At 45.3% G+C, this 22866-nt stretch carries 25 protein-coding genes; 3 read left to right on the top strand and 22 right to left on the bottom strand.

Annotated elements, in window-relative coordinates; translation table 11 throughout:
* Positions 1 to 30: 30 nt before the first annotated feature.
* The gene (locus tag HQN90_RS18155; RefSeq protein ID WP_079421089.1) at positions 31 to 1581 is read right to left on the bottom strand and encodes a fumarate hydratase; all 1551 of its coding nucleotides are present in this window, start codon (positions 1579 to 1581) and stop codon (positions 31 to 33) included.
* Between the two features lie 76 nt (positions 1582 to 1657).
* On the opposite strand from HQN90_RS18155, the gene HQN90_RS18150 reads away from it, so the two are divergent.
* Both HQN90_RS18150 and yfbR read left to right on the top strand, forming a co-directional pair.
* Positions 1658 to 2794, top strand: coding sequence for a polysaccharide deacetylase family protein (locus HQN90_RS18150; protein WP_173221218.1), 1137 nt, complete (start codon positions 1658 to 1660; stop codon positions 2792 to 2794).
* Between the two features lie 65 nt (positions 2795 to 2859).
* Positions 2860 to 3456 carry a 5'-deoxynucleotidase gene (yfbR, locus tag HQN90_RS18145; protein ID WP_173221217.1) on the top strand — a complete coding sequence of 199 codons (597 nt, stop codon included), beginning with the start codon at positions 2860 to 2862 and terminating at the stop codon, positions 3454 to 3456.
* Positions 3457 to 3463: 7 nt separating this feature from the next.
* Here the strand turns inward: yfbR and HQN90_RS18140 are convergent, their stop codons facing one another.
* A complete protein-coding gene (locus tag HQN90_RS18140; protein WP_173221215.1) occupies positions 3464 to 3745 on the bottom strand; it encodes a hypothetical protein in 282 nt (93 codons plus the stop codon).
* A gap of 39 nt (positions 3746 to 3784) precedes the next feature.
* Between HQN90_RS18140 and HQN90_RS18135 the strand changes: the two genes are divergently transcribed.
* Positions 3785 to 4012 carry a hypothetical protein gene (locus HQN90_RS18135; protein ID WP_173221213.1) on the top strand — a complete coding sequence of 76 codons (228 nt, stop codon included), beginning with the start codon at positions 3785 to 3787 and terminating at the stop codon, positions 4010 to 4012.
* A 122-nt stretch (positions 4013 to 4134) separates the two neighbouring features.
* Here HQN90_RS18135 and HQN90_RS18130 read toward each other — a convergent pair whose 3' ends face one another.
* The 20 genes from HQN90_RS18130 to HQN90_RS18035 form a co-directional block, all read right to left on the bottom strand.
* Positions 4135 to 4569, bottom strand: a complete 435-nt coding sequence (locus HQN90_RS18130; RefSeq protein WP_173221211.1) for a hypothetical protein — start codon at positions 4567 to 4569, stop codon at positions 4135 to 4137.
* 158 nt (positions 4570 to 4727) lie between these two features.
* Positions 4728 to 4910 (bottom strand): hypothetical protein, encoded by a 183-nt coding sequence (locus HQN90_RS18125; RefSeq protein WP_216855356.1) that lies wholly within the window; start codon positions 4908 to 4910, stop codon positions 4728 to 4730.
* Between the two features lie 98 nt (positions 4911 to 5008).
* Complete coding sequence (locus tag HQN90_RS18120; RefSeq protein WP_173221209.1) at positions 5009 to 5731, bottom strand: amino acid ABC transporter ATP-binding protein; 723 nt, start codon at positions 5729 to 5731, stop codon at positions 5009 to 5011.
* The gene (locus tag HQN90_RS18115) at positions 5728 to 6384 is read right to left on the bottom strand and encodes an amino acid ABC transporter permease (RefSeq protein WP_173221207.1); all 657 of its coding nucleotides are present in this window, start codon (positions 6382 to 6384) and stop codon (positions 5728 to 5730) included. The genes HQN90_RS18120 and HQN90_RS18115 overlap by 4 nt, the downstream gene beginning before the upstream one ends.
* 95 nt (positions 6385 to 6479) lie before the next feature.
* The gene (locus tag HQN90_RS18110) at positions 6480 to 7283 is read right to left on the bottom strand and encodes a transporter substrate-binding domain-containing protein (protein ID WP_173221205.1); all 804 of its coding nucleotides are present in this window, start codon (positions 7281 to 7283) and stop codon (positions 6480 to 6482) included.
* Positions 7284 to 7564: 281 nt separating this feature from the next.
* Positions 7565 to 8458 carry a response regulator gene (locus tag HQN90_RS18105; protein WP_173221203.1) on the bottom strand — a complete coding sequence of 298 codons (894 nt, stop codon included), beginning with the start codon at positions 8456 to 8458 and terminating at the stop codon, positions 7565 to 7567.
* Positions 8430 to 9746, bottom strand: a complete 1317-nt coding sequence (locus HQN90_RS18100) for an ATP-binding protein (protein WP_173221201.1) — start codon at positions 9744 to 9746, stop codon at positions 8430 to 8432. The genes HQN90_RS18105 and HQN90_RS18100 overlap by 29 nt, the downstream gene beginning before the upstream one ends.
* 209 nt (positions 9747 to 9955) lie before the next feature.
* The gene (locus HQN90_RS18095; protein WP_173221299.1) at positions 9956 to 11524 is read right to left on the bottom strand and encodes a DNA-binding protein; all 1569 of its coding nucleotides are present in this window, start codon (positions 11522 to 11524) and stop codon (positions 9956 to 9958) included.
* 193 nt (positions 11525 to 11717) lie between these two features.
* On the bottom strand, positions 11718 to 12659 hold the full coding sequence (mdh, locus tag HQN90_RS18090) for a malate dehydrogenase (RefSeq protein ID WP_173221199.1): 942 nt from the start codon (positions 12657 to 12659) through the stop codon (positions 11718 to 11720).
* Between the two features lie 60 nt (positions 12660 to 12719).
* Complete coding sequence (gene icd / locus HQN90_RS18085; RefSeq protein WP_173221197.1) at positions 12720 to 14018, bottom strand: NADP-dependent isocitrate dehydrogenase; 1299 nt, start codon at positions 14016 to 14018, stop codon at positions 12720 to 12722.
* Positions 14019 to 14271: 253 nt separating this feature from the next.
* Positions 14272 to 15384 (bottom strand): citrate synthase, encoded by a 1113-nt coding sequence (citZ, locus tag HQN90_RS18080; protein ID WP_079421103.1) that lies wholly within the window; start codon positions 15382 to 15384, stop codon positions 14272 to 14274.
* A gap of 577 nt (positions 15385 to 15961) precedes the next feature.
* Positions 15962 to 16513, bottom strand: coding sequence for a DUF4352 domain-containing protein (locus HQN90_RS18075; protein ID WP_173221195.1), 552 nt, complete (start codon positions 16511 to 16513; stop codon positions 15962 to 15964).
* A gap of 374 nt (positions 16514 to 16887) precedes the next feature.
* Positions 16888 to 17502, bottom strand: coding sequence for a DUF4376 domain-containing protein (locus HQN90_RS18070; RefSeq protein ID WP_173221193.1), 615 nt, complete (start codon positions 17500 to 17502; stop codon positions 16888 to 16890).
* Positions 17503 to 17524: 22 nt separating this feature from the next.
* A complete protein-coding gene (locus HQN90_RS18065; RefSeq protein WP_173221192.1) occupies positions 17525 to 18811 on the bottom strand; it encodes a hypothetical protein in 1287 nt (428 codons plus the stop codon).
* 16 nt (positions 18812 to 18827) lie between these two features.
* The gene (locus HQN90_RS18060) at positions 18828 to 19403 is read right to left on the bottom strand and encodes a putative phage tail protein (RefSeq protein WP_173221190.1); all 576 of its coding nucleotides are present in this window, start codon (positions 19401 to 19403) and stop codon (positions 18828 to 18830) included.
* On the bottom strand, positions 19396 to 20454 hold the full coding sequence (locus HQN90_RS18055; RefSeq protein WP_173221189.1) for a baseplate J/gp47 family protein: 1059 nt from the start codon (positions 20452 to 20454) through the stop codon (positions 19396 to 19398). The genes HQN90_RS18060 and HQN90_RS18055 overlap by 8 nt, the downstream gene beginning before the upstream one ends.
* Positions 20455 to 20456: 2 nt before the next feature.
* A complete protein-coding gene (locus HQN90_RS18050) occupies positions 20457 to 20849 on the bottom strand; it encodes a DUF2634 domain-containing protein (RefSeq protein ID WP_173221187.1) in 393 nt (130 codons plus the stop codon).
* The gene (locus tag HQN90_RS18045; RefSeq protein ID WP_326076414.1) at positions 20846 to 21154 is read right to left on the bottom strand and encodes a DUF2577 domain-containing protein; all 309 of its coding nucleotides are present in this window, start codon (positions 21152 to 21154) and stop codon (positions 20846 to 20848) included. The genes HQN90_RS18050 and HQN90_RS18045 overlap by 4 nt, the downstream gene beginning before the upstream one ends.
* Positions 21151 to 22119 carry an XkdQ/YqbQ family protein gene (locus HQN90_RS18040; RefSeq protein ID WP_173221185.1) on the bottom strand — a complete coding sequence of 323 codons (969 nt, stop codon included), beginning with the start codon at positions 22117 to 22119 and terminating at the stop codon, positions 21151 to 21153. Before HQN90_RS18040 ends, HQN90_RS18045 begins: the two co-directional genes overlap by 4 nt.
* Positions 22120 to 22129: 10 nt before the next feature.
* Positions 22130 to 22864, bottom strand: a complete 735-nt coding sequence (locus tag HQN90_RS18035; protein ID WP_173221183.1) for a peptidoglycan-binding protein LysM — start codon at positions 22862 to 22864, stop codon at positions 22130 to 22132.
* Positions 22865 to 22866 lie beyond the last annotated feature (2 nt).

The raw sequence follows: 22866 nt of genomic DNA, 5'->3' as shown, positions 1-22866 counted from the left end.
AAAGATGAATGCTGTAATCCTATAATCCCGTTATTTAAAAACAGGCTCTTTCAATTCAGACAGCTTCTCAAAGGAATTCTTCTCGACATCTGCATGCAAGCTGTTGCCGTGAGAGTCCATCGTTACGATAGCCGCGAAGCCTTCTGTTTCCAAGTGCCACATAGCTTCAGGAATGCCGAATTCCATGTAATCGACGCCTTCTACCTTTTTAAAACATTGCGCATAATATTGTGCTGCTCCACCGATCGCATTCAAATAAACGCCTCCGTGTTCTTTCAAAGCAGCCAATGTTTTCGGTCCCATACCGCCTTTGCCGATAACAGCACGAATACCGAATTTCTTAATAATTTCGCCTTGGTACGGCTCCTCGCGAATGCTCGTTGTTGGTCCTGCCGCTTTCACATGCCATTCGCCTGCTTCATCCTTGCTCATAACAGGACCACAGTGATAGATGGCAGCCCCATTTAAATCAACCGGAGCATCATGGGTCATCAAATAGCTGTGCAGCGCATCGCGCCCTGTATGCATCGTTCCGTTAATCACGACAACATCTCCGACTTTGAGACTGCGGATTTGCTCTTCCGAGATCGGAGTTGTTAAGACAATCTCGCGACGCTCTTCTTGCGGCACGTTTTTAGCCGCTTCTGCGCTTGCTTCGAAAGCTTCTTGGAATGAAACTTCCGCTCCGCGAGGGTAAGACCAGCCGTTAATCTCACCAGTTTCAGCATTCAAGATGACGCCTTGGCGACGGAAAGCCCAGCAATTGTAAGCAACCGAAACGAAGAAGCTCGCTGGTAAACGATTCATAACGCCAACTTTACAGCCCAGCAGCGTCACTTGCCCGCCAAAGCCCATTGTTCCGATACCTAGCGTATTCGCATGTTCCATCACATACTCTTCCACTTTGCGAAGCTCCGGATGCGGATTTACATCGTCAACATGGCGGAACAATTGATGCTTGGCCAGCTCATAACCGCTTGTGCGGTCGCCGCCGATGCCAACACCGATGAACCCAGCGCTGCAGCCTTGACCTTGTGCTTGATAAACCGCGTGCATAACGCACTTGCGAATACCGTCCAGATCACGACCAGCTTTGCCTAAACCTTCGAGATCGGCAGGCAAGCTATATTGAATATTTTTATTCTCACAGCCGCCGCCTTTAAGAATCAGCTTCACTTCAACGTCTTCACGTTCCCATTGCTCGAAATGAACGACCGGCGTACCTGGTCCAAGATTATCTCCGCTATTGGCGCCCGTCAGAGAATCCACAGAGTTCGTGCGAAGTTTGCTCGCTTTGGTTGCATTCGCAACGGCTTCGAGAATTTGCTTCTTCATGATAATTTGGTTTGCCCCAACCGGACAGTGTATAATAAAAGTTGGCATGCCTGTATCCTGACAAATCGGGGATACATTGCATTCCGCCATATGAATGTTATCGGCAATACGAGATAGGGATAACGCGGAACGAGTGCCTTTGTCTTCGTTCTCCTGAGCGGCTTGAACCGCACGGCGCACATCACCTGGAAGGTTTGTGGACGTTTCGACGATTAGATCGTAGACGCTTTGATAGAAATGCTGCATGACTTAAGATGGCTCCTCTCAACTTAAAAATAATAATCATTACAAACTATTATACCATACAAGGAGATACGCTGACATGTCCAAAAGAATCGCTATTACGATTCTGCTGAGCCTCATAGGCCTCACACTCTTGCTTACGCCGCTGCAGGCGAAGCGATCTCAAGATATCTATTATCAGGATCAGGTCGCCGTTCTCATGTACCATCACATTCATGACAAAGACACCAGCTCCAGTACGATTACGACCGCTCTTTTCGAGCAGCAGTTGCAAACCTTGCTCAGCAAAGGCTATCATTTTATTTCATTAAACGAGTTCAAGCAATATATGGCTGGCGCTACCGTTCCTTCCAATGCGGTTCTCGTGACGTTCGATGACGGGTATCAAAGCTTCTTTACAGCGGCCTATCCGATTCTCAAAAGCTTGCGGATTCCTGCGGTCAATTTCGTGATCACGAATGATTTGGCCAATCCGATGGGGTCTTATATCCCTTCGATGTCGAAGGAGCAGGTTAGCGAAATGACGCATGCCACCAATTTTATCGACATTGGTTGCCACACCAATAATCTGCATCATAAGCTGCCAGATGGCAAGGCAGCCTTGGTAGGTCGCTTGGATGCGGAGAGCGATGACGCCTATCAGCAGCGTGTTCTCACCGACACGCAAGCTTGTGTCGGCAAGCTTGCGGGCTTGACAGACGCGCCGCTTGACGCGATGGCGTACCCGTACGGCATCACGACGCCTGCGGCGACGGAACTGATCCAGAAGGCGGGCATTCGCTACGCCTTCACGATTTCGCCGGAGATGGCGACGCGCAGCGCCGATCCTCTCTTGATCCCGCGGATCAACGCGGGCAGCCCCGGCATCACGCCGGAGCTGCTCAACCGCTCGATCCAGCGCCGGATTGTCGCGCAGCCGGGCAGCGCCCCGCTGCGCGTGGACGCGGCCGCTGCCGCCCAGCAGCTCGGCGGCAGTGCCCGTGAAGAAGGCGGAGCGCTCAGCCTCCGCCTGGGGCAAGAGGCATTCACCTTGCAGGTGAATGCGGCTAAGGCGACGCGCGGCGACGCGCGCGTCCAGCTTCGGGAGCCCGTGCTGCGCGAGCACGGGCAGGTCACGATCGCGCTTGATGACCTGCAAGCGCTGATCGGGCAACCGCTCGTCTACACCCCTGCCACCGGGAAGGTGGCGGCGCGGGTGACACCGAGCGTTAAGTGATTGGCATAAACGCCAACTTGCGGTACGATAGTAGGATTCAAATCAGAAGGAGTGCAACAAACAGAATGAACCATCACTTTTTTGCTTATTTATACCGCCTCAAATATATTGATCGCTGGAGTCTCATGTGGAACATGCGCAGAGAGAATGTGGCCGAGCATTCCTTTTATGTATCCACAATTGCTCACATGCTTTGTACCATAGCGAATGAAGTCTATGGCCGCAATGTTCCAACGGATCGCGTTGTATCCATCGCTTTGTTCCATGATGCATCCGAGGTTCTCACAGGAGATATCCCGCAACCTGTAAAACATAATAACGAACAAATTCTGCGAAACTTCCGTGAGATCGAAGATGTTGCCGTGGAGCGCTTGATCCAGACCATTCCGCCAGAAATCAGCAGCATTTATCGCAATTTAATCCAAGATCCCGACCCCGAGCTGTACCGCTGGGTGAAAGCAGCAGACTTGATCGAAGCCTATATCAAATGCTTGACAGAGCTTTCTACGGGCAACCGTGAGTTCGTCGTCGCCAAACAGCAAGTTTTGGACAGCTTGCAGAAAATGAACATGCCGGAAGTCGACTACTTCCTTGAACATATGAGCGCGTCATTCGAAAAAACCTTGGACGAAATCACTTTAAATCCATCCCAAGATAACTAAGCGCGGTCTACCGATCATCCTCCAGCTCTAATAATCCATAAAAAGCGGCTGACCCAAAAGCATGTGCAGCGAATTCGCCATCACATAGGCCATATGCAACCCTCACCGATTTTGAAAAACCTGCGAAAATGCAGGCTTTTTCGGTCAAATCGTGTGAAAACTCCAGAAAGCCTGCGATTATGCAGGCTTTTTCTTCTTTTCCATCCTGAAATCGGGAAAAGGTCTCAAAAGGATGCACAATCGCAGGCTTTTCACCTTTTTGCTTATTCCTAAGAGGAAAAGGATGCATAATCGCAGGAATTTTGCGGACCTACGGTAAAAAGCCAGTTTGGACAAAACTCAAGCCATAGAGGATTTATGGGGGCTTGGGGGCTTGGGGGCTTGGGGGCTTGGGGGCTTGGGGGCTTGGGGGCTTGGGGGCTTGGGGGCTTGGGGGCTTGGGGGCTTGGGGGCTTGGCGGTTTGGCGGTTTGGCGGTTTGGCGGTTTGGCGGTTTGGCGGTTTGGCCGTTTGGCCGTTTAGCGGTTTGGGCGTTTGGCGGTTTGGGTGGCAAATAACAACCAAAAACGCCTCCATCCCCACTTAATAGTGGTTTTAGAAGCGTTTTTGATAAGAACATTCATTTCAGGGGGAAGCATCCGAAAACAACTTTCAGGACAACCCCATCTTTATCCATACCTTAACTTAACAATTGTGGATTGGTCATAAACAAAATAGCAAGGATAACCGCTACCGCTGCAATCCAGCTGAAAGCTTTGATTTTGGCAGCATCCGCTGCTGTGCTTTTGCCTGCTTTACCGTTGGCAATCAGCTTCTTGATTCTTCCGCCCATCATCCCTGTAAGTGCAGCAACGATCAAGAGCAGAACAACGGCCAGAACCATCCAAAGCACAGAAGGCATAGGATCAATTTGGCTGATCATCGCCCCGCCTGTAAGGAATGTAACGATCAAAGAATACTGGCCGATTCGGTTAAACGTGGACAGCAAGCCCGCAAAGCTCTCTTGTGCTGCTCCGGACAAAGCGGCAGCACGTCCCACGATGAAAGGAAATACGACATAGACGCCAAGCAATAAAGCACTGATTACATGCAAAAAGATCATAACCTGTAACATTGAACACCCTCCGCAATTTTAATGAAATGTTTTCCTCTTCAGTATACCCGAATTGGAATGACCACGACAAGAAAGCGATCCCATCCTTACCGTAATTTCACATGTAATTGTGACTATTTCTAGCGCTAGGAGCGTCCAAGTGAGCGGATGTCTCATTATTATTTGGAAAACTTGATTATCCCTACCGAATGCATGAACACGCATACGATGAGTATAGGAACTACCACACGAAGCAAGAACATGCAGGCTTTATACCAGAAGCCCTTCAGCCCTGCTTCTTCTCCAGCCTTTTTCCAGGCATATACCGAAAATAAAGTAACGACTAATCCGCCGAATGGCATATGCGACTGGCACCTCCAAGATGGATATCGCCGAAACCAGCGCAGCTAACAGCAAGCAATAAGAATAATAAAATACTCACATTATTTGAATGCAAGATCTATAAAATTTTACTGAGAAATGCTTGTGTACGCTCATGTTTGGGCGAATCGAATAGTTCGGATGGTGTCCCTTCTTCTACGATATACCCTCCATCCATGAAGATAACGCGGTCTGCCACTTCGCGAGCGAAGCCCATTTCATGTGTGACAACAATCATGGTAATCCCATCATGGGCTAAATCCTTCATAACCTGCAGCACTTCACCGACCATCTCGGGGTCTAGCGCCGAAGTTGGTTCATCGAATAACATAACACGTGGATTCATGGCCAACGCACGAGCAATCGCTACACGCTGCTGTTGTCCGCCAGACAACTGATCAGGGTAAGCATCCCGTTTTGCCGCTAAACCCACTTTGCTTAACAGCTTCATCGCTTCTTGTTCATTTGCCTGCTTATCTATTTTCTTAATGTGCTTCGGGGCGAGCATAATGTTGTCCAAAACGGTCAAGTGAGGGAATAAATTAAAAAGCTGAAATACCATGCCTACATTTTCGCGTAATTGATCGATATTCGTGTCCGGTGAGTTGACCATGACATCGCCAATCGTCACTTTGCCAGACGATATCTCCTCTAGAAGATTCAGACATCGCAAGAAAGTACTTTTTCCTGATCCCGAAGGTCCAATCACACAAACCACTTCTTTTTCCTGTATCGTTGTGGAAATATCCTTCAGCACCTCGTTTGTACCGAATGTCTTTTTCAGGTTTTGTACGACGATCATTGGGACGCATACCTCCTCTCGAATACGCGAGCTAAGCGGGATAAGGCATAAATGATCATAAAGTAGATGATACCTACGACTCCCCATATCTCAAAAGCACGATAGTTCGCGGAAATGATAATCTCCCCGCTCTGAGTCAATTCATTAATTCCAATGACAGACAATAGCGAGGTATCCTTAATGCTTACAATGAATTGGTTTACATAAGCAGGTATCATTCGGCGAATCGCTTGCGGCAAAATAACCAAACGCATCGTCAACCATTTACTTAAGCCCAAGGAACGAGCAGCTTCCATCTGCCCCTTGTTGATAGAGATAATCCCTGCACGAAAAATCTCCGATATATAAGCGCCGGCATTTAGACTGATAGCTATAATACCTGCGACCTCTGCCTCTATTCGAATATCCAAGAACGCTGGCAAACCAAAATAAACAAAGAAAACCTGCACTAACAAAGGTGTTCCACGAATAATGTCAACATAAAAAGTAGCTAAAGCCCGAAGAATTCTACTGGAAGAAACATTCATCAAGCCAGAAATTAAACCTATCAGAAACGCAATCGGTAAAGCGATAATCACAATTTTGAAGGTAATTAACGCGCCTTTCAACAACATGGGTAGTGCCTCTAAAATCACTTGTAACGAGGAGTCCACTGTACCCCCACCCTTCTTTACATGGAATTCATAATGACGCTAACCTTATGAAACCCATCAAACATACGGGGACAAAAGGTTAGCGCTTGTGTTCATTATTTAGTTGATTTTCCCATATACGTACTGAGAATTTCATCATATTTCCCGTTAGCTTTAAGCTTCTTGAGACCACTATTAATTTTATCCAACAATTCCACATTATCTTTACTGACGGCAATACCGTAGAAATCGCTGTCCAAACGATCTCCAACAATTTTCAGCTTGGAATTTGGATCCACTGCGATCTTGTAAGAGATGACCGGGAAGTCTTCAATCGTTACATCAGCATTTTTATTAGCAACTTCTTGATACATGGAAGGACTATCATCGAAATGCTTAATTGTCGCGCCATATTTTTTACCATACTCTTCTGCTAGCTTAGCTCCCGACGTTCCTTTTTTAATCGCAATCACTTTCCCCTTCAAATCATCCGGGGTCTTGATGGTTGTATTATCTTCCCGAACAACAAGTGAAAGTCCCGCTTGATAATACGGATCTGAAAGACCAACGACCTTTTTCCGTTCGTCCGTAATACTGATACCAGCTAAAGCGCCGTCCAATTGTTTGGCTGTGATCGCAGGAATGATTCCTTTAAAGTCCATCGGTTTGATTTCTACTTCAAAACCTTCTTCTTTGCCGATTGCGTTGATTAAATCAATATCTATGCCAATGTACTTACCATCTTTTTGAAACTCGAATGGGGGGAATGTTGCATCCGTGCCGAACGTGTACTTTTTAACCGTTGTTTGTGCAGGTTTAGTACTCTCTGCAGATTTAGGAGCTGTAGTTGCACCATTTCCACAAGCAGCAAGCGATAAAGCAATGACAGTCCCTAAAACGATGGATAATCCTTTTTTCATGTAAGAACCCCTTTTCCCTATTAAAATGTTAGATCGACTATGCGATCACTTTGTACGTTTATACTAAATCCCCCTCTACAGCAACATACAGAATCCTACAAAAAATTATTACATGGTACGAAAATAAAGTTTACATATAAAGTAATTTAATGATCAATTTTATTTTGGCTTCGCTTACATTTCAAAAATCCATTTATAGTATGTTATTATATGTAACACAAAAAAAGGAATTAAAACCTCCAGTCCATACAATTCCAGACTTGGCAGATTGAATTCCTCAATCAACTATTTAATTTTTCTAGTGTCTCCATATACAAAACTTGCAGAAACTTTTTGATGTTTACTTTTCCTTTATCGGGCTGCTGTTCTTCGTCCATCACCTTCATCTTCATGCGAACATCCTGAAAATCAAAGTAAAGCGGTGCATAATATTCGAACTTCGGATTGCTATAATCGGTTAAACCAATAGAAGCCATATTATTTAGAGCAGCCATGATCGTCCGTCGAATTCGTTGTTCAATGGCCTTACTTTCCTTCTCAACATCTTTTTGGCCTTGTTTATATGTGTGGGCGACAGCCTCGTACAATTCTTTTAATGACGGGAAGCTCGTAACCTGTCTCTCTTCGATAGCATACATCATTAAAGCTACAATATCTTTACTGCCAATCTCACCGACAATTCCCAGGTCCACGAGAATCGTCTTCACAACATCACGAACTTTTCTTTCTTTACGGACCGCTGAAAATTCTCCGATATCCAATTTCGCTAAAGACTGTTTGATCTCAGAAACATATCTCTCGTATTTCCACTGTTCATTAACCTTGCTGAGCACGTGCTCTACTTCTACACGATTAATCGGCTTATGTATGAAAAACTCGATTCTTTTTTGATACGCTTCTCCAACCATGTCCTTATTCTCGACTTGTGAGATCATAATAAATTTTCCGTTATAACCACTGTTTTTTAACTGTCTGATTGTTTCGATGCCATCTTGATCGGGCATCAATAAATCAATTAAGACGACATCCGGCCTCGATTTGAGAATCATTCGTGTCCCTTCCATCCCGCCTTCTGCCATCCCCAAAACCTCGCCTATGCCGCATTCATCAATAATATCCTGCAGCATACTTCTGCAAACGATATCATCATCTACGATGATGATTGAAAGTGTCATCGACTTCGCCCCCATCAATTAGACTTGCTTTTGTGAGACGAACAACAAACTGAGTTTCGCTTGATTTCTCCGATGATCCTACCTCGATACTTCCTCCAAAGGAGTGAACAATATCGCGTACATGAGAAAGTCCGATTCCGGTTGCCGCTATCCCTTCTTCATTATATTTCGTCGTATAACCCGGTTCAAATATGAGCTCCTTCTTTTGATCGGGAACACCTTTTCCCGAGTCGGTAACGATAAAATATACATCAGCCTCTTCCTCAAAAATCCGAATATGAATGGTTCCGGTCTCCCCTATAGCTTCTACAGCATTAGCAACCAAGTTATTCATGATCGTCAGTAAAGGAACATAGTGCGCCGTCGTGTAGTGAAATGCCAGCTCTTTCTTAATGAATATCTTTTTCTTCAACATGATACTATATTCTTGATTTCCTACAACGACAAAGTGCAGCATTTCAGAAAGACTCATGGTAACCGCAACTTCACTGTCATATAATTTCAATAAGCCTGCTAAAATGCGTTGGGAATCTTTCTTCACCTCATGTATTTGCTGGGCAATTCCAAGTGCGCGTAGACTGTAGGCATTCAAATTGTCTTTCATTAATTTGCGATAAAGATCAAAGCTTTCGGCCGTAATTCCCTCTATCGTCTCCATCGCTTTCTTCAAATAAAAAACTTCACCATATAAACCCGAATTGAGGCTTAGTATCTGCTCCAGCCTCTTTTCTTGCTCAGTATGGGTAAACCGCATCTGACTGATTACAATGCTATTGTACACCCCGATGACAAAGTAACTGCGCACGACGGCAATGACCATAAGAAGAAACCATTCTTGAAAATAAAAGGTATTCGTACCGATGAATATCCCACGCAATAGCAGTTCCGTCTCATTTGAAATAAAATCAATGAGTGCCACACACCCGCCCAATAGGAGAGAATGGAATTTATTCAGTTTTTTCCGAAGCAAGCTCATTCCGAATTCAAATACAACATAGTAACAACCGGCTGCTGCGTTATTCTGTAAGCTCTCGATGATCGCAAATGAATCAACTTGCATGATCCAGTCTCCGGACTGAACAATCATACTGGCGATCCCCGTAAAAATACCGGTTTTCACAAAGGGGAGATGCGGCATGAGCAATAAAAAAAACAAAAAAATACTGACTCCCAAACCAATGCGAAAAAAATCATTGATGAAAGGATTTATCTTGAATTGTGCGCCAATGGCCGTAGCTAAAGCGATTGCGAGCATTTGAAATCTTTCGTTTTTGATTACATTCTGCATCTTTTGACCTGCACCTGCTTTGTGTAAAGATTTCAACAATTCCCATCAATTCAAAGGCTAACGCTTTATAGTAGCATACCATTTTGGGACTTCAAAGGCATCAGCTCCTAGTGTGCCTAATTGAAAAATGGAGCTTTCCTTCAAGTCGCAAAAACTTGAGGAAGCTCCATATATCGAAACGCTTATTTTGTCTAGCTAATCACATGGCTTTAAGGCAGCGGCTGTGCCGGTACATCGGCAATCGTAACAGCTTCCGTAAATTTAGCCGTTGTATTCTGTCTGAGACGCATATTGGCCGCTCCTGAGGCTGTTGTATTGATCTGGACACTGACAATCTTCTCAGCGTGCCCACTGCTGTCAGCGGTTAACGAGAAGCTTGTGCTGTAGCCATAGGAAGTAGGCCATGAACCGTCACTGTTCTGAACCTTCGCTACCTGCGTACCCGATCCATTGTAAATGCCTAAGTTGTATCCTGTCGTTGTTCCATTCGCAGCCAAGCCATTCAAGACAATCTTCACTTGGAAGGTTGCATGATTCGGTAATTGCGCTTGATGAACGAAAGCGAAAGGGTCCGTTGTATTGTTCGATGATGCGTAACCATATGAACCCGCTTTGAAGGTTGAGCTATCATACCATTTGTAACCGGCAGCAGGCGTTGCCCATGGTTCCGCTTGCGGCTCCGTCGTATTCGCAGGCTGTTCCCACGAATATAGCGTCGTTGCCGTGCTTAACGTCAGACCAGGCACTTGTGTCAGGCTCGTGTAATTCTCTTTCGTCGCCAGCCAGTTCACCATATTCACTAGCAGCGTTGCATCGTTCTGTTCTTGGAAGCCGGCGTATGTCGTTTTCGTTCCGCCTGTCTCCTCTTTCAAATATTTCGGCGTCGCATCTTCTACAGGTGATGAATCACCGATGAATCCCGCTTTGCCTGCACTTACCTTGGATACAGCAACATAAGGACCCTCTGCCACACCGCCGCCGTTATAAACGCCCTGGTCTACAGCACTGGACCAACTGGTGGTAGTTGCCGGCAGATAGACAATCCCTTTGGCTATAGTGGGATCGGTAATCGCTAAAGTTGAACCAGCATGCATAGCTACCGTTGACACGCCATTTGTAATATTAAAAGCTTGAGAAGCACTAACAATATTATTTGCAGTAATATCTCCTAACGCATTATAGCGGAATCTAACTCCGAAATTAGTTGATAACCAATCCGAGCTTGCCACGCCGGTCATCGCAGCTGAATTGGCTTCTGCTGTGCTCATGCCAATAGCTGGGTTCGTCCAGCCGCCGCGGCGATAGCCATTGAATACTTCAGAAGCATCCCAACGGTTCTTGTTGCGATCTGCGTTGTAATGATCCCCAATGAAGAAGATGCTTCCGCCGCCTTGTACGTATTGCAGCATGGCACTTTGCTCTGATGTTTTGTAAGGGATGTTCGCTTCGCCAATCACAAATACGTCATAGGCCGATAAATCAGAGAGTGTAATTGGCGTGCTTTTACGAAGCTCTTTGACATAGTACCCTGCATTTCCAAGTGCATTCGCGAAATCTGAGAAACCGCCGTCAATAACCCAATCCGCAGCGCCAGCCGTCTGGCCGTGCGTGTTATCAAACAACACTTTCTTGCCATTGGCCGTAGTTGGCGTAATGGATGGCGCTGGATCATTAGGTCCTTCGGCGAAAGCCTGAGGAATAGCTCCAATAAAGGACACCGACAAGGTTACCGTTAAAGCAAGGCTTTTCCAACTCTTTGTTCCGAACAAGCTTCTCATGAACATCAAATCCCTCCATCTTATGGAATATTTAGCCATTATATAGGCCTAGCTGTATCGTAGCACAGGTCATGGACTTTGCAATAGCCCCTTAGCATGATTTTACAAAAGTAACAAAATTTTATGCCCGCAACAACAAAAAAAGAACTAACCTCCTAGTAAATAGGAGATTAGCTCTTTTGATCATTGCCGATTAGCCCGCTACAACTTTAATTACGTTGCGTACGGATTCAGCTGTTTTGTCCAAAGCCGCTTTTTCTTCAGCCGTTAATTCGATATCAAGAATCTTCTCGATACCGTTAGCGCCTAAAACTGTCAAAACGCCCATGAACAAGTTGTCATAGCCATACTCGCCTTCAAGAAGAGCGATGGTAGGAATGATCCGTTTTTTATCTTTAAGGATGGCTTCTGTCATTTGTACAAGGGAAGCAGCAGGTGCGTAGTACGCACTGCCGTTACCAAGCAAGTTAACGATTTCGCCACCGCCCGTACGCGTACGTTGCACGATAGCTTCAATGCGCTCGGCAGGGATCAATTTCTCGATCGGAACGCCGCCAGCATAGGTGTAACGAACCAAAGGAACCATGTCATCGCCGTGACCGCCGATAACGACCCCTTTGACATCCTCAACGGAAACATTCAACTCTTGCGAGATGAACGTCAGGTAACGAGCTGTATCCAGAACACCGGATTGGCCGATTACGCGATTTTTGGGAAAACCAAGAGCTTGAAATGCCACGTATGTCATCGCATCAACTGGATTGCTCAAGATGATAACGATGGAGTTAGGAGCAACTGCTTTTACATTCTCACAAACAGATTTCACGATACCTGCATTCGTGTTAACCAAGTCATCGCGGCTCATACCCGGTTTACGAGCGATGCCTGCGGTGATGATCACGATGTCGGAATCAGCAGCATCCGCATAGTTGGAAGTTCCCGTAATTTGAGCGTCAAAGCCTTGAACCGGACCTGCTTCCAGCATATCAAGGGCTTTCCCTTTTGTCGGGTTTTCCAATTGCGGGATATCTAGCAGAACCACGTCACCGAGTTCCTTTTGAGCGAGCATAAGAGCAGTTGTAGCTCCTGTGAATCCAGCACCAACGACAGTAATTTTATTACGACGGATTGCCATTTGAGATGTGCCTCCTAATAGTTGGGTTGGTTATACGTTTATTCGAATAGGTGAAAAGGATTACGCCATGTTTTTGATGATTTCGTTCGCGAATTCGGAACATTTGATTTCTTTCGCGCCTTCCATCAAACGAGCAAAGTCATAAGTAACCGTTTTGTTGTTGATGGATGTTTCCAAACCTTTGTAGATCAGTTCAGCCGCTTCCAACCAGCCAAGGTGCTCAAGCAGCATAACGCCGGAAAGGATAACAGAACCTGGGTTAACCACATCAAGACCAGCATATTTAGGAGCTGTACCGTGTGTAGCTTCGAAGATCGCGTGACCTGTGATGTAGTTGATGTTTGCTCCAGGAGCAATACCGATACCGCCAACTTGTGCAGCAAGTGCATCAGACAGGTAGTCACCGTTCAGGTTCAATGTAGCGATAACGTCGAAGTCCGTAGGACGCGTCAATACTTGTTGCAAAGCGATGTCAGCAATCGCATCTTTTACGATGATTTTGCCAGCTGCTTCAGCGTCTTTTTGAGCTTTGTTCGCTGCTTCAGCGCCTTCTGCTTCTTTGATACGATCGTATTGTGCCCATGTAAATGTTTTGTCACCGAATTCACGCTCAGCCAGTTCGTAACCCCAGTTTTTGAACGCGCCTTCTGTGAACTTCATGATGTTGCCTTTGTGAACCAATGTTAATGTTTTGCGGCCATGTTTGATTGCGTACTCGATAGCAGCGCGAACCAAACGCTCTGTACCTTCGGAAGATACCGGTTTAACACCGATACCTGACGTTTCTGGGAAGCGAATTTTGTTAACGCCCATTTCGTCTTGAAGGAATTTGATTACTTTTTTAACGGCATCGGAACCAGCTTCCCACTCGATGCCCGCGTAGATATCTTCTGTATTTTCACGGAAAATAACCATGTCAACCAACTCAGGACGTTTAACTGGGGATGGAACACCGTCGAAATAACGAACTGGACGGGAACATACATAAAGATCCAATTCTTGACGAAGCGCAACGTTCAGGGAACGAATACCGCCACCGATTGGCGTAGTAAGAGGTCCTTTGATGGACACGATGTATTCGCGCATAGCTGTTAACGTGTCGTTAGGCAGCCAGTTGTTGTATTTATTGAAAGCTTTCTCACCGGCAAAAACTTCGTACCAAGCGATTTTTTTCTCGCCTTTGTATGCTTTTTCAACAGCAGCATCTAGAACGCGAACGGAAGCCGCCCAGATGTCAGGACCTGTACCGTCACCTTCGATGTACGGGATGATTGGGTTGTTAGGTACTTGAAGGACACCGTTCTCGATCGTGATTTTTTGACCTTCTGTTGGTAGTGCGTAGGATTCGAATTGTGGCATGATAGTTCCTCCTTGGAATTGTTTAAAATGAACGAATGAGTTAGCTTTGGTGCTATACGCCTCGTGCTTTTGGCAGTCTACTAGCTACATTACTACAACAAGTACCCTTTTCACAAATGCAACTCGTCAAAGTCGTAGAAAGCAGAAGAGTGATAGACACACAAAAAGTGACGGGAGTCGCGGTACACCTCAGGGTAACCCCTGAAGCCTTATACCGAACCGCCCGCACCATGAGTGCTTGCCTAAGACCGAATTAGCGCTCGCTAATCGGAATGTATTTTTGGTTAACCGGACCTGTGTACTCAGCGCGAGGACGGATCAAGCGGTTGTTTTCGTACTGCTCCAAGATGTGGGCAGCCCAACCGGATGTACGGCTGATCGCGAAAATCGGCGTGAACAAGTCGCGTGGGATTTCCAAAGTTGTGTAGACGGATGCTGAGTAGAAATCTACGTTTGGTTTCAAACCTTTGAGGCTGGTTACCAACTCGTCAGCTTTAATGGACATTTCGTACCATTTCAAATTGCCCGTCAATTTACCAAGCTCATAAGACATTTTTTGCAAGTGCTTCGCGCGTGGATCTCCGTTTTTGTATACACGGTGACCGAAGCCCATGATTTTGTCTTTGCGCTCTAATTTGTCATTGATGTAAGGAACTACATTCTCTACTGTGCCGATTTCTTCAAGCATCGCCATAACCGCTTCGTTCGCACCACCATGAAGAGGTCCTTTGAGCGTGCCGATCGCGGAAGTAATACCGGAGTAGATGTCCGTCAATGTAGCTACTGTTACGCGCGCCGCGAATGTGGAAGCGTTCAGCTCGTGGTCAGCATGAAGAACTAATGCTTTGTCCAAAGCTTCGATTGCTACTTTGTCCGGCTCATTGCCTGTCAGTTGGTACAAGAAGTTAGCAGCTACGGAAGAATATCCTGGGGAAGCTACTGGCTCTTTGCCTTCACGAATGCGAGCGAATGCTGCGATGATGCCAGGAATTTGCGCCTGCAGCTTGATCGCTTTGCGCACATTGGATTCTTGGCTCAAATCATTAGCTTCGTCATCATAAAGCGCAAGTGCGGAAACTGCTGTACGAAGAGCAGCCATGGAATTAACACCTTTAGGGAATGCTTTCAACTGAGCGATAACCGCATCCGGCACCTTGCTGTAAGCGTTCAGGTCACTTTGCAGTTTCTCAAGCTCAGTTTGGGTCGGCAGCTTACCGAACCAAAGCAAGTAAATAACTTCTTCAAATGTCGCATTTTCAGCGAGGTCATCAATATCAATCCCGCGATACGTTAGCACTCCATCTACAATGGAGCTGATCGACGAGGTCGTGGCTACAATTCCTTCTAAACCTTTGGTTGCAGACATGGGAATCTCTCCTTAGCTACTCTATTAGCAAAAAATTGCTTTTTTCCTATCTTACATAATAAAGTATTTTGCTTGGTAAGTGAAGAAAAGCAGACATAAAACTTCATTATCACTATCATAAAGATATGCTATCTACCTGAATTCCTTCTTGATTCTAACACTCAAAGCACTGTTGCTCCGCGTTTTTTCCATATTCAGTATGCTCACTGTTAATCATAAAAAATCATGATAATTCAGGAATTTTGCGGTAAAATTCCGGGCAAAATATGGGTTCAATCAGGCATGAGCGATCAATCAGGCAGGACAATTTCTTATTGACTCACAATACCATACTATTCCTGTATTGTCCTCTAACTTAGGTAAATCAAGAAGAAGTTAATGGTTTTGTCAAACAATAAGGTGGGTGATTCGCGAACAAGCTGGACCGATGTATTTTTTTTATAATAATGCTTTACCAAGGAAATGTTCGTGAACAAACAAAAAGCCCAAGGAATGCTTTTCCTCAGGCTTTTTTTCACCAGTGCTTCTGGATTTCCATATTTCTTATTACTTTTTTAGTCCACTTAGACATTATAGACTAGCGTAATTTCACACTAACCTTTTCTTTATTGACTTCAAATACAGCAATTAATTCTTCTGGCGCATTTGCTACTTTCTCGGGCAATTGAAAAAGATACATGCCTTTTTCTGTTGAAAGAGGCTTAACAAATTTATAACTTAAGTCGCCATCTAAAGTGCTTGTTGATGATTTATACTCAAACTTCTCATTATAGATGACTTTTATCCCTGAACCATTATTAAACGGGTCCGATTCTGTTCCATTGTTAGTCAAAGAAACATTTAAACGCAAAAATTTCTCTCCATCTTTTGCGGTTACAGTCTTATCATTGATCTTAATTTCATTGATAAACTCAAAGCTTTCTGATTTTATTTCCCAATCATTAAGCTTCAATTGTTCACCCAATGAAGCTAATTTAGCTGCACTTTTAGGGGGCGCGGTTGGCTTTGTTGTTTCATTGTTTTGAGATACTTCTACTTTTGTAGTACTTGTTTGAGTATCATTGCTTGCTTTTTGAGATGAACAAGCGATGAGCATTAAAAATGAACACAGAACTAAAATAACCTTCAAAGATAGTCACTTCTTTCATAAGTAATATTTTCCATTGTTGTATTTTAGCAGATCCCCATAAAATGTTCCATCATTTTGCAAACAACTTATAATAGAAAGACTAACTTTAAATCAGACCTATGCGATGAAAAACTATAATTTAGCCATAATAATCATGACTACGTCCTGCCGCTGTATCAATTAGTGGGTTATCATCACTGTATATACCCAGCACGCCGAAAAGCATGACTTTAAAAGTCACTTCAGGATAAACAAAATAGGCTACATGAAAGTATTCACTCCCAGTAGCCCATTTGACTATTTTCCTATACTCTATCTTTCAGCGTTGGATCACAGACGGCGAACAAAGATAACGTTGCAAAGTTGGAGATCTTTCACCATTTGACCGCCTCGATTTCTTCCGACGTTGTCGCTGCCTCAACTTGTGCTTTTAATACCCAATACTTACCGATGTTTGTATTTTTATGAGTAAGACCTTCCCCGAATACTTCTTTGAACTGAGCGAAGGTATGGGCTTGAGGTAATCCGGACGCTTTCCAAATAACCGGCTCCGAAACTACTCCTGCTGTGATAGCGTTCAGCATGTCTCCGAGGTTTATCTGCGCGTCATAGTCAAAATCGTATGAATGCTGTGTGCCCAGCGCGTTGGATGTGAAGCCTGCGAGGATGGCTGCGTTGCAGAACTCATTTAGTTGTTTGATTTTTTGTGTTTTGGCATCCTCAATTGTGCCGTTATTTTGTGGTGTCCAAATTAATTCTTTAGTTGTAGGGTTAATCCGTAATAAATACTGCATGAATTCATTCGCATACTGTCCATATTCCAATTGAGTACAGCCAACGGATTCGGGCACTCTACCATTAAGAACGGTATATGAAGCAAAATCTTGTTCAAGTGTTGTTTGAATCACGTCACCCGAACGTTCACCTGTGTCTACGAGTACATTTCCTGTAGCTTTTTCAAAATATATTTTTCTACCAATTTGTATCATATTTTTTCTCCTCCTTTTTAATCTAACCCCATGCCCACCACATAACCGACGTACCCGATAAATGGGAAGGAAGCGAGAAACCAGTTGCAGTAACATTCATTGATCCTCCAGGTTTAAATATATAACGATTATATGTGCTGCCATTGAAGTGATAGTAAATACACATTGACGAGTTCGAGTAACCGATAAATCCAGCGGTATCGGAAGTCCACCACGTTAAAACACCATTGTTTAAATTTAACATCTCGATAACTCTTGGAAGGAATGTAAGCCCTGAAACATTCGTTATATTGGGGAACGTTTCAGCGCTACTCGTATTATTATTAATCCAGCTTCCAGCACTCCCTGAAACAGTGGTGCTTCCACTGGCGAAATAACTAGGATTAAGCGTACCTAATCCTCCGCTTAAATAGGAAATTCCTCTACGCACATTAGATGGATCAAGTGATGGAGTATCAGCAGCTACCCATATAGTTCCATCGTAAAAACCAACAGGTGGCATGAGATACGTACGTAAATTAGGATTCCCAGCGGTATATGCACCAAATGAAATTTGAGTAGCATTCGCATGACCATTAGGCGCAACCGCCGCCTGATTAACCATCGTCCCAGCAGTACCAGCAATTGTTGTTCCAGTTAGTACCTTGGCTGCTGGGACTGAAACCGCTTGAACTGTCGTTGTTGGGCCGTAATAGCCGGCTGCCAAAGTTATATTGCTACTTGTTGGAACAATCGTAGGTGTTCCATTATTCGGCATTCCGCCTGTCCTTTTTACTCCACCTTGATAAAACGTCTTCCCAGTTAGCACATCAGCTACAGCGGCTGTTGCGTCCGTGCTGATTGCGCTAACTTTCGTTGCCATTTGTGCGAATGTGTCGCCTCCACTCGCAGGCTGCCCCATGCCAGTAATCGCGCGAGCGACCGCGTCCTTTCCGCTACTGACAGAGGACTTTAAATTATCTATTTCCGCTTGAACGTGAGTCCCGCCAGTCGCCGTAATTTCCGTTGCAGCGTGGCCGTGAGCAGATGGCGGGAACGTACTCGGTTTCCCCGTGATGTTAGTCCATGTCGGTGCGGTAGGTGCAGGGATAGCGTCTACAGCAGCTTTAAGGGCTTTCATCGTTGCGATTTGATCCGTATTAGTACCTGCCGCCGCTGTTGGAGCCTTTGGAATTCCGGTAAGTTCTGGACTATTTATAGGAGCTGCCCCTAATTCAATTGCATCAATCAACGCTTGCTGATTAACAAGAGTAACGTTATCCGAAGCTATCGGCCGCGGCAATCCTAATTTTGGTGTTGTTGTTGGCATTATTTCTTTCCCTCCATTATGTTAACGATTCGAATTGCTTCCAAGTATAGTCGTTCGTTGATAAAGACCCCCATGTAAACGCGTGCGCATCAAGCGCAGCCCAAGTCATGTACGTAAATACGAAATTGATTGCTAAATGAGCTGGCATAATATCCAGCAAAGCCGTTTCAATATCCGTCAGATTCGCCGGCACGCCGTGTGAGCTTATGAATTTAATGATCACTTTGTAGTTCGCGGGATCTGCCGTCACCTCTACTTGACCATTGTCGTAAGCTTCCGCAACACGTTTCAATAAGGTTAAAGTTACTGTTCCGGTGCCGCGTATCTTTGAATTTATTACAGATCTCCGCTGATCATAGGGCTTGGAAGCGTCCGTTTTTATCCCCAGAAAACCTTCCCAACTCGCTAATCCCCAAGTTGCTTTGTCCACAACAGCTTGATCGAAGACATCCGTTATACGAACTCCCACATCTTCCAGTTCTTGCCCCTCTGTTTCCATCAAAACTCGCGTCTCATATACCTTTTCATATAGATCGGGCAGTACTTTAAGCATCCGTTGTCCTGTAGGACTTACGATTACGTAATCAGCCACTAAGCGTCACCGCCCCTTTTACGGCTACTGCTCCTTGTCCCACCCCTACATTCCCAGAAGTACCGTTAAGCAGCAGCGCCGTATAGTCCTGTACGCCTGGCACAGTCAACAGAATGGCCCCGACCTTGGCGTATTTGACTGAAGGGTCTGCCGCGAAAGCGATTCCCGCCAAATAGGATGCAAAAGCAGCTTCAAAGTCAGCTTTAATTTGAGCAAGGCTCCTTAATCCGTCCCTTACGATGGCCGCCGTCACTTGGACGGTTGTGGATGCAGCGGCTGCAACGGTTACAGAAGCTCCCACAGGAGCTTTCCCCTCTCCAGTACCCGACGGAGAAATGTAGGCTTGGACGTTAGTGATTAGCGGAGAGCTTGCAGGCGTTTTATTCGTATCAATAATGACCACTTTCACGGTACCCGCTCCGTTCCAAAGAGGAATGACTTGAACGCCTCCAACCCCATCGACTTCCAAGGCCCATTTGATGTAGTCAGCTTTATTTCCGCTGGTCGTTGGCAGCCGCGCTTGCTGCAAAAATCGCTCACGGTATTCTTCGTCACTTTCACGTTCATCGCCTGGGATAAGCACGTCCGTCAAACTCGCGCTGACAAGGCCATTGATATAATCCAGTGGCAAAAGTGCGCCAAAACCCTGGTTCCCTACTTTGCCAGCTGTTTCAGAGCGCAGCTCGAATTGCCCCGCAGCGAGTTTCAGAATGACCGTGAAATTAAGCCCGCCGTTAGAAAACCGACTCCCGATCGGAACGTCCACTGCCGCGCCTCCGGCTCCGAAGAAAAAACCTTTTCGTACCGAATAAGTAGCTTGTTTGCGCTCGGCTCCAAAGGACTTGGTGATAGCGTCCAGATTGTCATCTGTGGCTGTGTCAGGAAAGACGGCTCTGAGATTGGCATCAAGCGCCATATACATCATGGCTAACTCACGTGCCGCGGGGGCAATAGCATCATAAATGACGCTGCCAGCCCGCTTATCTATATCATCTGGAACACGATCCAGCATCCGCTGCAAAATAACTAAGTAGCTTTGTGACTCATACATGCTTAAACCTCCTTTGTGCTTTCAAAGTTTCCGAATAACGAAACAACGGTGAATTCCGCCAAAGCCGAATCTCCGCTGACCGTGATTTTCACATTATCAACGGAAAGAATCCGATCATCCTGAACGAGTGCTTCTTGAATACGTCTGCCAAGTTCAGCTTTGACATAGGAAGCACTTTTTCCGACAATCGAATTAAACTCGCTGCCATAATCAGAACCGTAAATGGTATGTTTGAATCGCTCCGTCTGCAGAATCTTGTAAACAGCTTGCTTCACCGCTTCCAACCCGTCCACCACGCCAATCATACGCTGTTGGAAGGGATCCAATTGATACGTCTTACTAGGTTGCCGGACTTGTTGAAACAAGACATTTCCAGCGCCTCCTTGTGGAATCATCCCACCACCACCCTGTCCAAAATGAGATACCGCTGCCCGCCCTGCATTCGGATCAGCAGGAGGCTATCTCCAACCTCGAAGCCTCGTCTGATGACAATGGTTTGATCGCCCACCGTAACCTCGTAAGGTGTTAATTGTTCGGGTATAACTAAAAAATCCTCATCGAGAGCAAACCGTTGATCGACGGTTACTTCGAGAGGATTCACTTGCTTAACTTCACCAAAAACAAAAGCTACAGGGGCCCCCGCTTCCACAGCGCCGACACTGGCCTGCTTCAAAGCACGAACTAGATTAGTCACATTCACCGGTCCACCACCTTCAAGTCTAATTTCATCGTGTGCTCCGATCCGTCGAAATTGTGAGAACACTCTTCAACCTGGTAATATTGGTTAATTCCTTCATCTTGAATATAAACAAATACGCGGCAGCCAGCACGGATACGTATATCGCCGATCGCCTGGAGTGAAAACGTTTTGGTCTCCTGATTCTTGGCTTTCATCGTAAGTTCTATCAGCTCATTTATTTGTGCCGGATTCATCTTTTCATCCACTTTTTGAAAATGCTGCAGACGTCCCCACTTGGCGATATTGTTGTGGTCTTCCAAGAAATATACATCTCTCATTTTCGTTTCTTTGTTATCGCGAACAAATTTAATTCGGTTATACGTATCGGAGTCAATCGAGCGTTTTAGCTCATAGTCATAAACCAAACTCACGTCACCGAGGATGAAATCCATGTGCCAATCGTCTGCGTCTCTCAATCGCAGCGTCCCGAAATCATCATATAAAACAAATATTTTTTTTGTTGCTATAACCGTCTTGTCCAAAGCTTTGCACACAATGTCCATCAGTTTGGCGCCATCCTCAACCATTGACGGTATGACGTAACCCGAGTCTGCAATACTGCCTGTTTCAAGCTTAAAATCAGCCGCAATGGTTTGAATGATTTCACTCGCCGTTACGTTCTTAAATACATACGTTTCGTTGGACATTAGATAGCGCATTTGGTCGTATGCGGTAATCTTGACATCTTCGCTGCGGCCTCTATCTATGGAGAAAATGAAGCCGTAAAATACCGGCGCTCCGTCCAATTGCACGCGAACAATATCCCCATTGTTGATCTTGAATTCTTTGGCCTCATACAAGCCTCCTTGCAGCATTGTAATTACACAACTGGAAGGCTTCCCGTATCGCGTTGTATTATACTGCACATTGCTGATCGGCAATTCCCACAAAAAGCCATCTTTATTGTCAATTTCTACAGTAAGCACTTTATTCACCTCAATACGGCGGAATTTTCAAATAGTCTCCTTTTTTAAGGTTCCTCGCTTGCCTATCCGTCAGTCCATTCAGTTTTTGAATGTCCCTACTCCGCTCACTGTCCTGATCAAAAAACTTCATAGCCACATCCAAAAGCGTCTCATTTTCCAGCAAAACGTAATGATCCGGTCTAATCCTTTCATCCGGCCGCACGGTGGGAAGTACCCAAATTGCCGGTTCCCCGTTGTCATCTTTTTTAACCTTTAGCTGCCGGGCGGAGTAGAAGACATACTCTTTCAATCCGATCGTATATTCAATATCGCCTGGGGAACCTGCTGCTTCTTTCCAGTCAAACTTTTCGATTGATGCTGGAAAATTAAGATCATGAATGTCCGCAAAACCTTGTCTTTGCAATTGCTCTGAGTAACGGCCGGCAAATGAAAACCGGATGGGATGCTTCGTTGACATCCACCGTTCTATGGTTCGAATATAATGCATCGGTTCGTAAAGCTTCTTCACAATGACAAATGGATAGACCGTTGCAGGAAATAGGCTGCTAAATGTTACTTCCTTCAGACTGGGGTTCTTAATGACATTGACTTCCCCTGCACGGGTTTCATGCGTACTTCCGCCATGGCCGATGATGTCATACGTTTTTCCATTCCCTTTGTTGGTAACATCAATGGATTCCGGATTAACAGGAAGTTGCATTTCTTCAGCCCGGTTGTTGTAGCTTAAATAAATCTCATAGCTCATTC

Origin of the sequence: Paenibacillus alba (genome assembly GCF_013204855.1) — a bacterium.
GTDB lineage: Bacteria > Bacillota > Bacilli > Paenibacillales > NBRC-103111 > Paenibacillus_E > Paenibacillus_E alba.
Note: the sequence above shows the minus strand (reverse complement) of the source record. Positions and strands in the feature narration are given on the sequence as shown.

What these genes read in the sequence shown, in the direction of transcription:
- HQN90_RS18155 (WP_079421089.1), bottom strand. Translation starts at nt 1,581, where the DNA reads ATGCAGCATTTCTATCAAAGCGTCTACGATCTAATCGTCGAAACGTCC.
- HQN90_RS18150 (WP_173221218.1), top strand. Translation starts at nt 1,658, where the DNA reads ATGTCCAAAAGAATCGCTATTACGATTCTGCTGAGCCTCATAGGCCTC.
- yfbR (WP_173221217.1), top strand. Translation starts at nt 2,860, where the DNA reads ATGAACCATCACTTTTTTGCTTATTTATACCGCCTCAAATATATTGAT.
- HQN90_RS18140 (WP_173221215.1), bottom strand. Translation starts at nt 3,745, where the DNA reads ATGCATCCTTTTCCTCTTAGGAATAAGCAAAAAGGTGAAAAGCCTGCG.
- HQN90_RS18130 (WP_173221211.1), bottom strand. Translation starts at nt 4,569, where the DNA reads ATGTTACAGGTTATGATCTTTTTGCATGTAATCAGTGCTTTATTGCTT.
- HQN90_RS18125 (WP_216855356.1), bottom strand. Translation starts at nt 4,910, where the DNA reads ATGCCATTCGGCGGATTAGTCGTTACTTTATTTTCGGTATATGCCTGG.
- HQN90_RS18120 (WP_173221209.1), bottom strand. Translation starts at nt 5,731, where the DNA reads ATGATCGTCGTACAAAACCTGAAAAAGACATTCGGTACAAACGAGGTG.
- HQN90_RS18110 (WP_173221205.1), bottom strand. Translation starts at nt 7,283, where the DNA reads ATGAAAAAAGGATTATCCATCGTTTTAGGGACTGTCATTGCTTTATCG.
- HQN90_RS18105 (WP_173221203.1), bottom strand. Translation starts at nt 8,458, where the DNA reads ATGACACTTTCAATCATCATCGTAGATGATGATATCGTTTGCAGAAGT.
- HQN90_RS18100 (WP_173221201.1), bottom strand. Translation starts at nt 9,746, where the DNA reads ATGCAGAATGTAATCAAAAACGAAAGATTTCAAATGCTCGCAATCGCT.
- HQN90_RS18095 (WP_173221299.1), bottom strand. Translation starts at nt 11,524, where the DNA reads ATGAGAAGCTTGTTCGGAACAAAGAGTTGGAAAAGCCTTGCTTTAACG.
- mdh (WP_173221199.1), bottom strand. Translation starts at nt 12,659, where the DNA reads ATGGCAATCCGTCGTAATAAAATTACTGTCGTTGGTGCTGGATTCACA.
- icd (WP_173221197.1), bottom strand. Translation starts at nt 14,018, where the DNA reads ATGCCACAATTCGAATCCTACGCACTACCAACAGAAGGTCAAAAAATC.
- citZ (WP_079421103.1), bottom strand. Translation starts at nt 15,384, where the DNA reads ATGTCTGCAACCAAAGGTTTAGAAGGAATTGTAGCCACGACCTCGTCG.
- HQN90_RS18070 (WP_173221193.1), bottom strand. Translation starts at nt 17,502, where the DNA reads ATGATACAAATTGGTAGAAAAATATATTTTGAAAAAGCTACAGGAAAT.
- HQN90_RS18065 (WP_173221192.1), bottom strand. Translation starts at nt 18,811, where the DNA reads ATGCCAACAACAACACCAAAATTAGGATTGCCGCGGCCGATAGCTTCG.
- HQN90_RS18055 (WP_173221189.1), bottom strand. Translation starts at nt 20,454, where the DNA reads ATGTATGAGTCACAAAGCTACTTAGTTATTTTGCAGCGGATGCTGGAT.
- HQN90_RS18050 (WP_173221187.1), bottom strand. Translation starts at nt 20,849, where the DNA reads ATGATTCCACAAGGAGGCGCTGGAAATGTCTTGTTTCAACAAGTCCGG.
- HQN90_RS18035 (WP_173221183.1), bottom strand. Translation starts at nt 22,864, where the DNA reads ATGAGCTATGAGATTTATTTAAGCTACAACAACCGGGCTGAAGAAATG.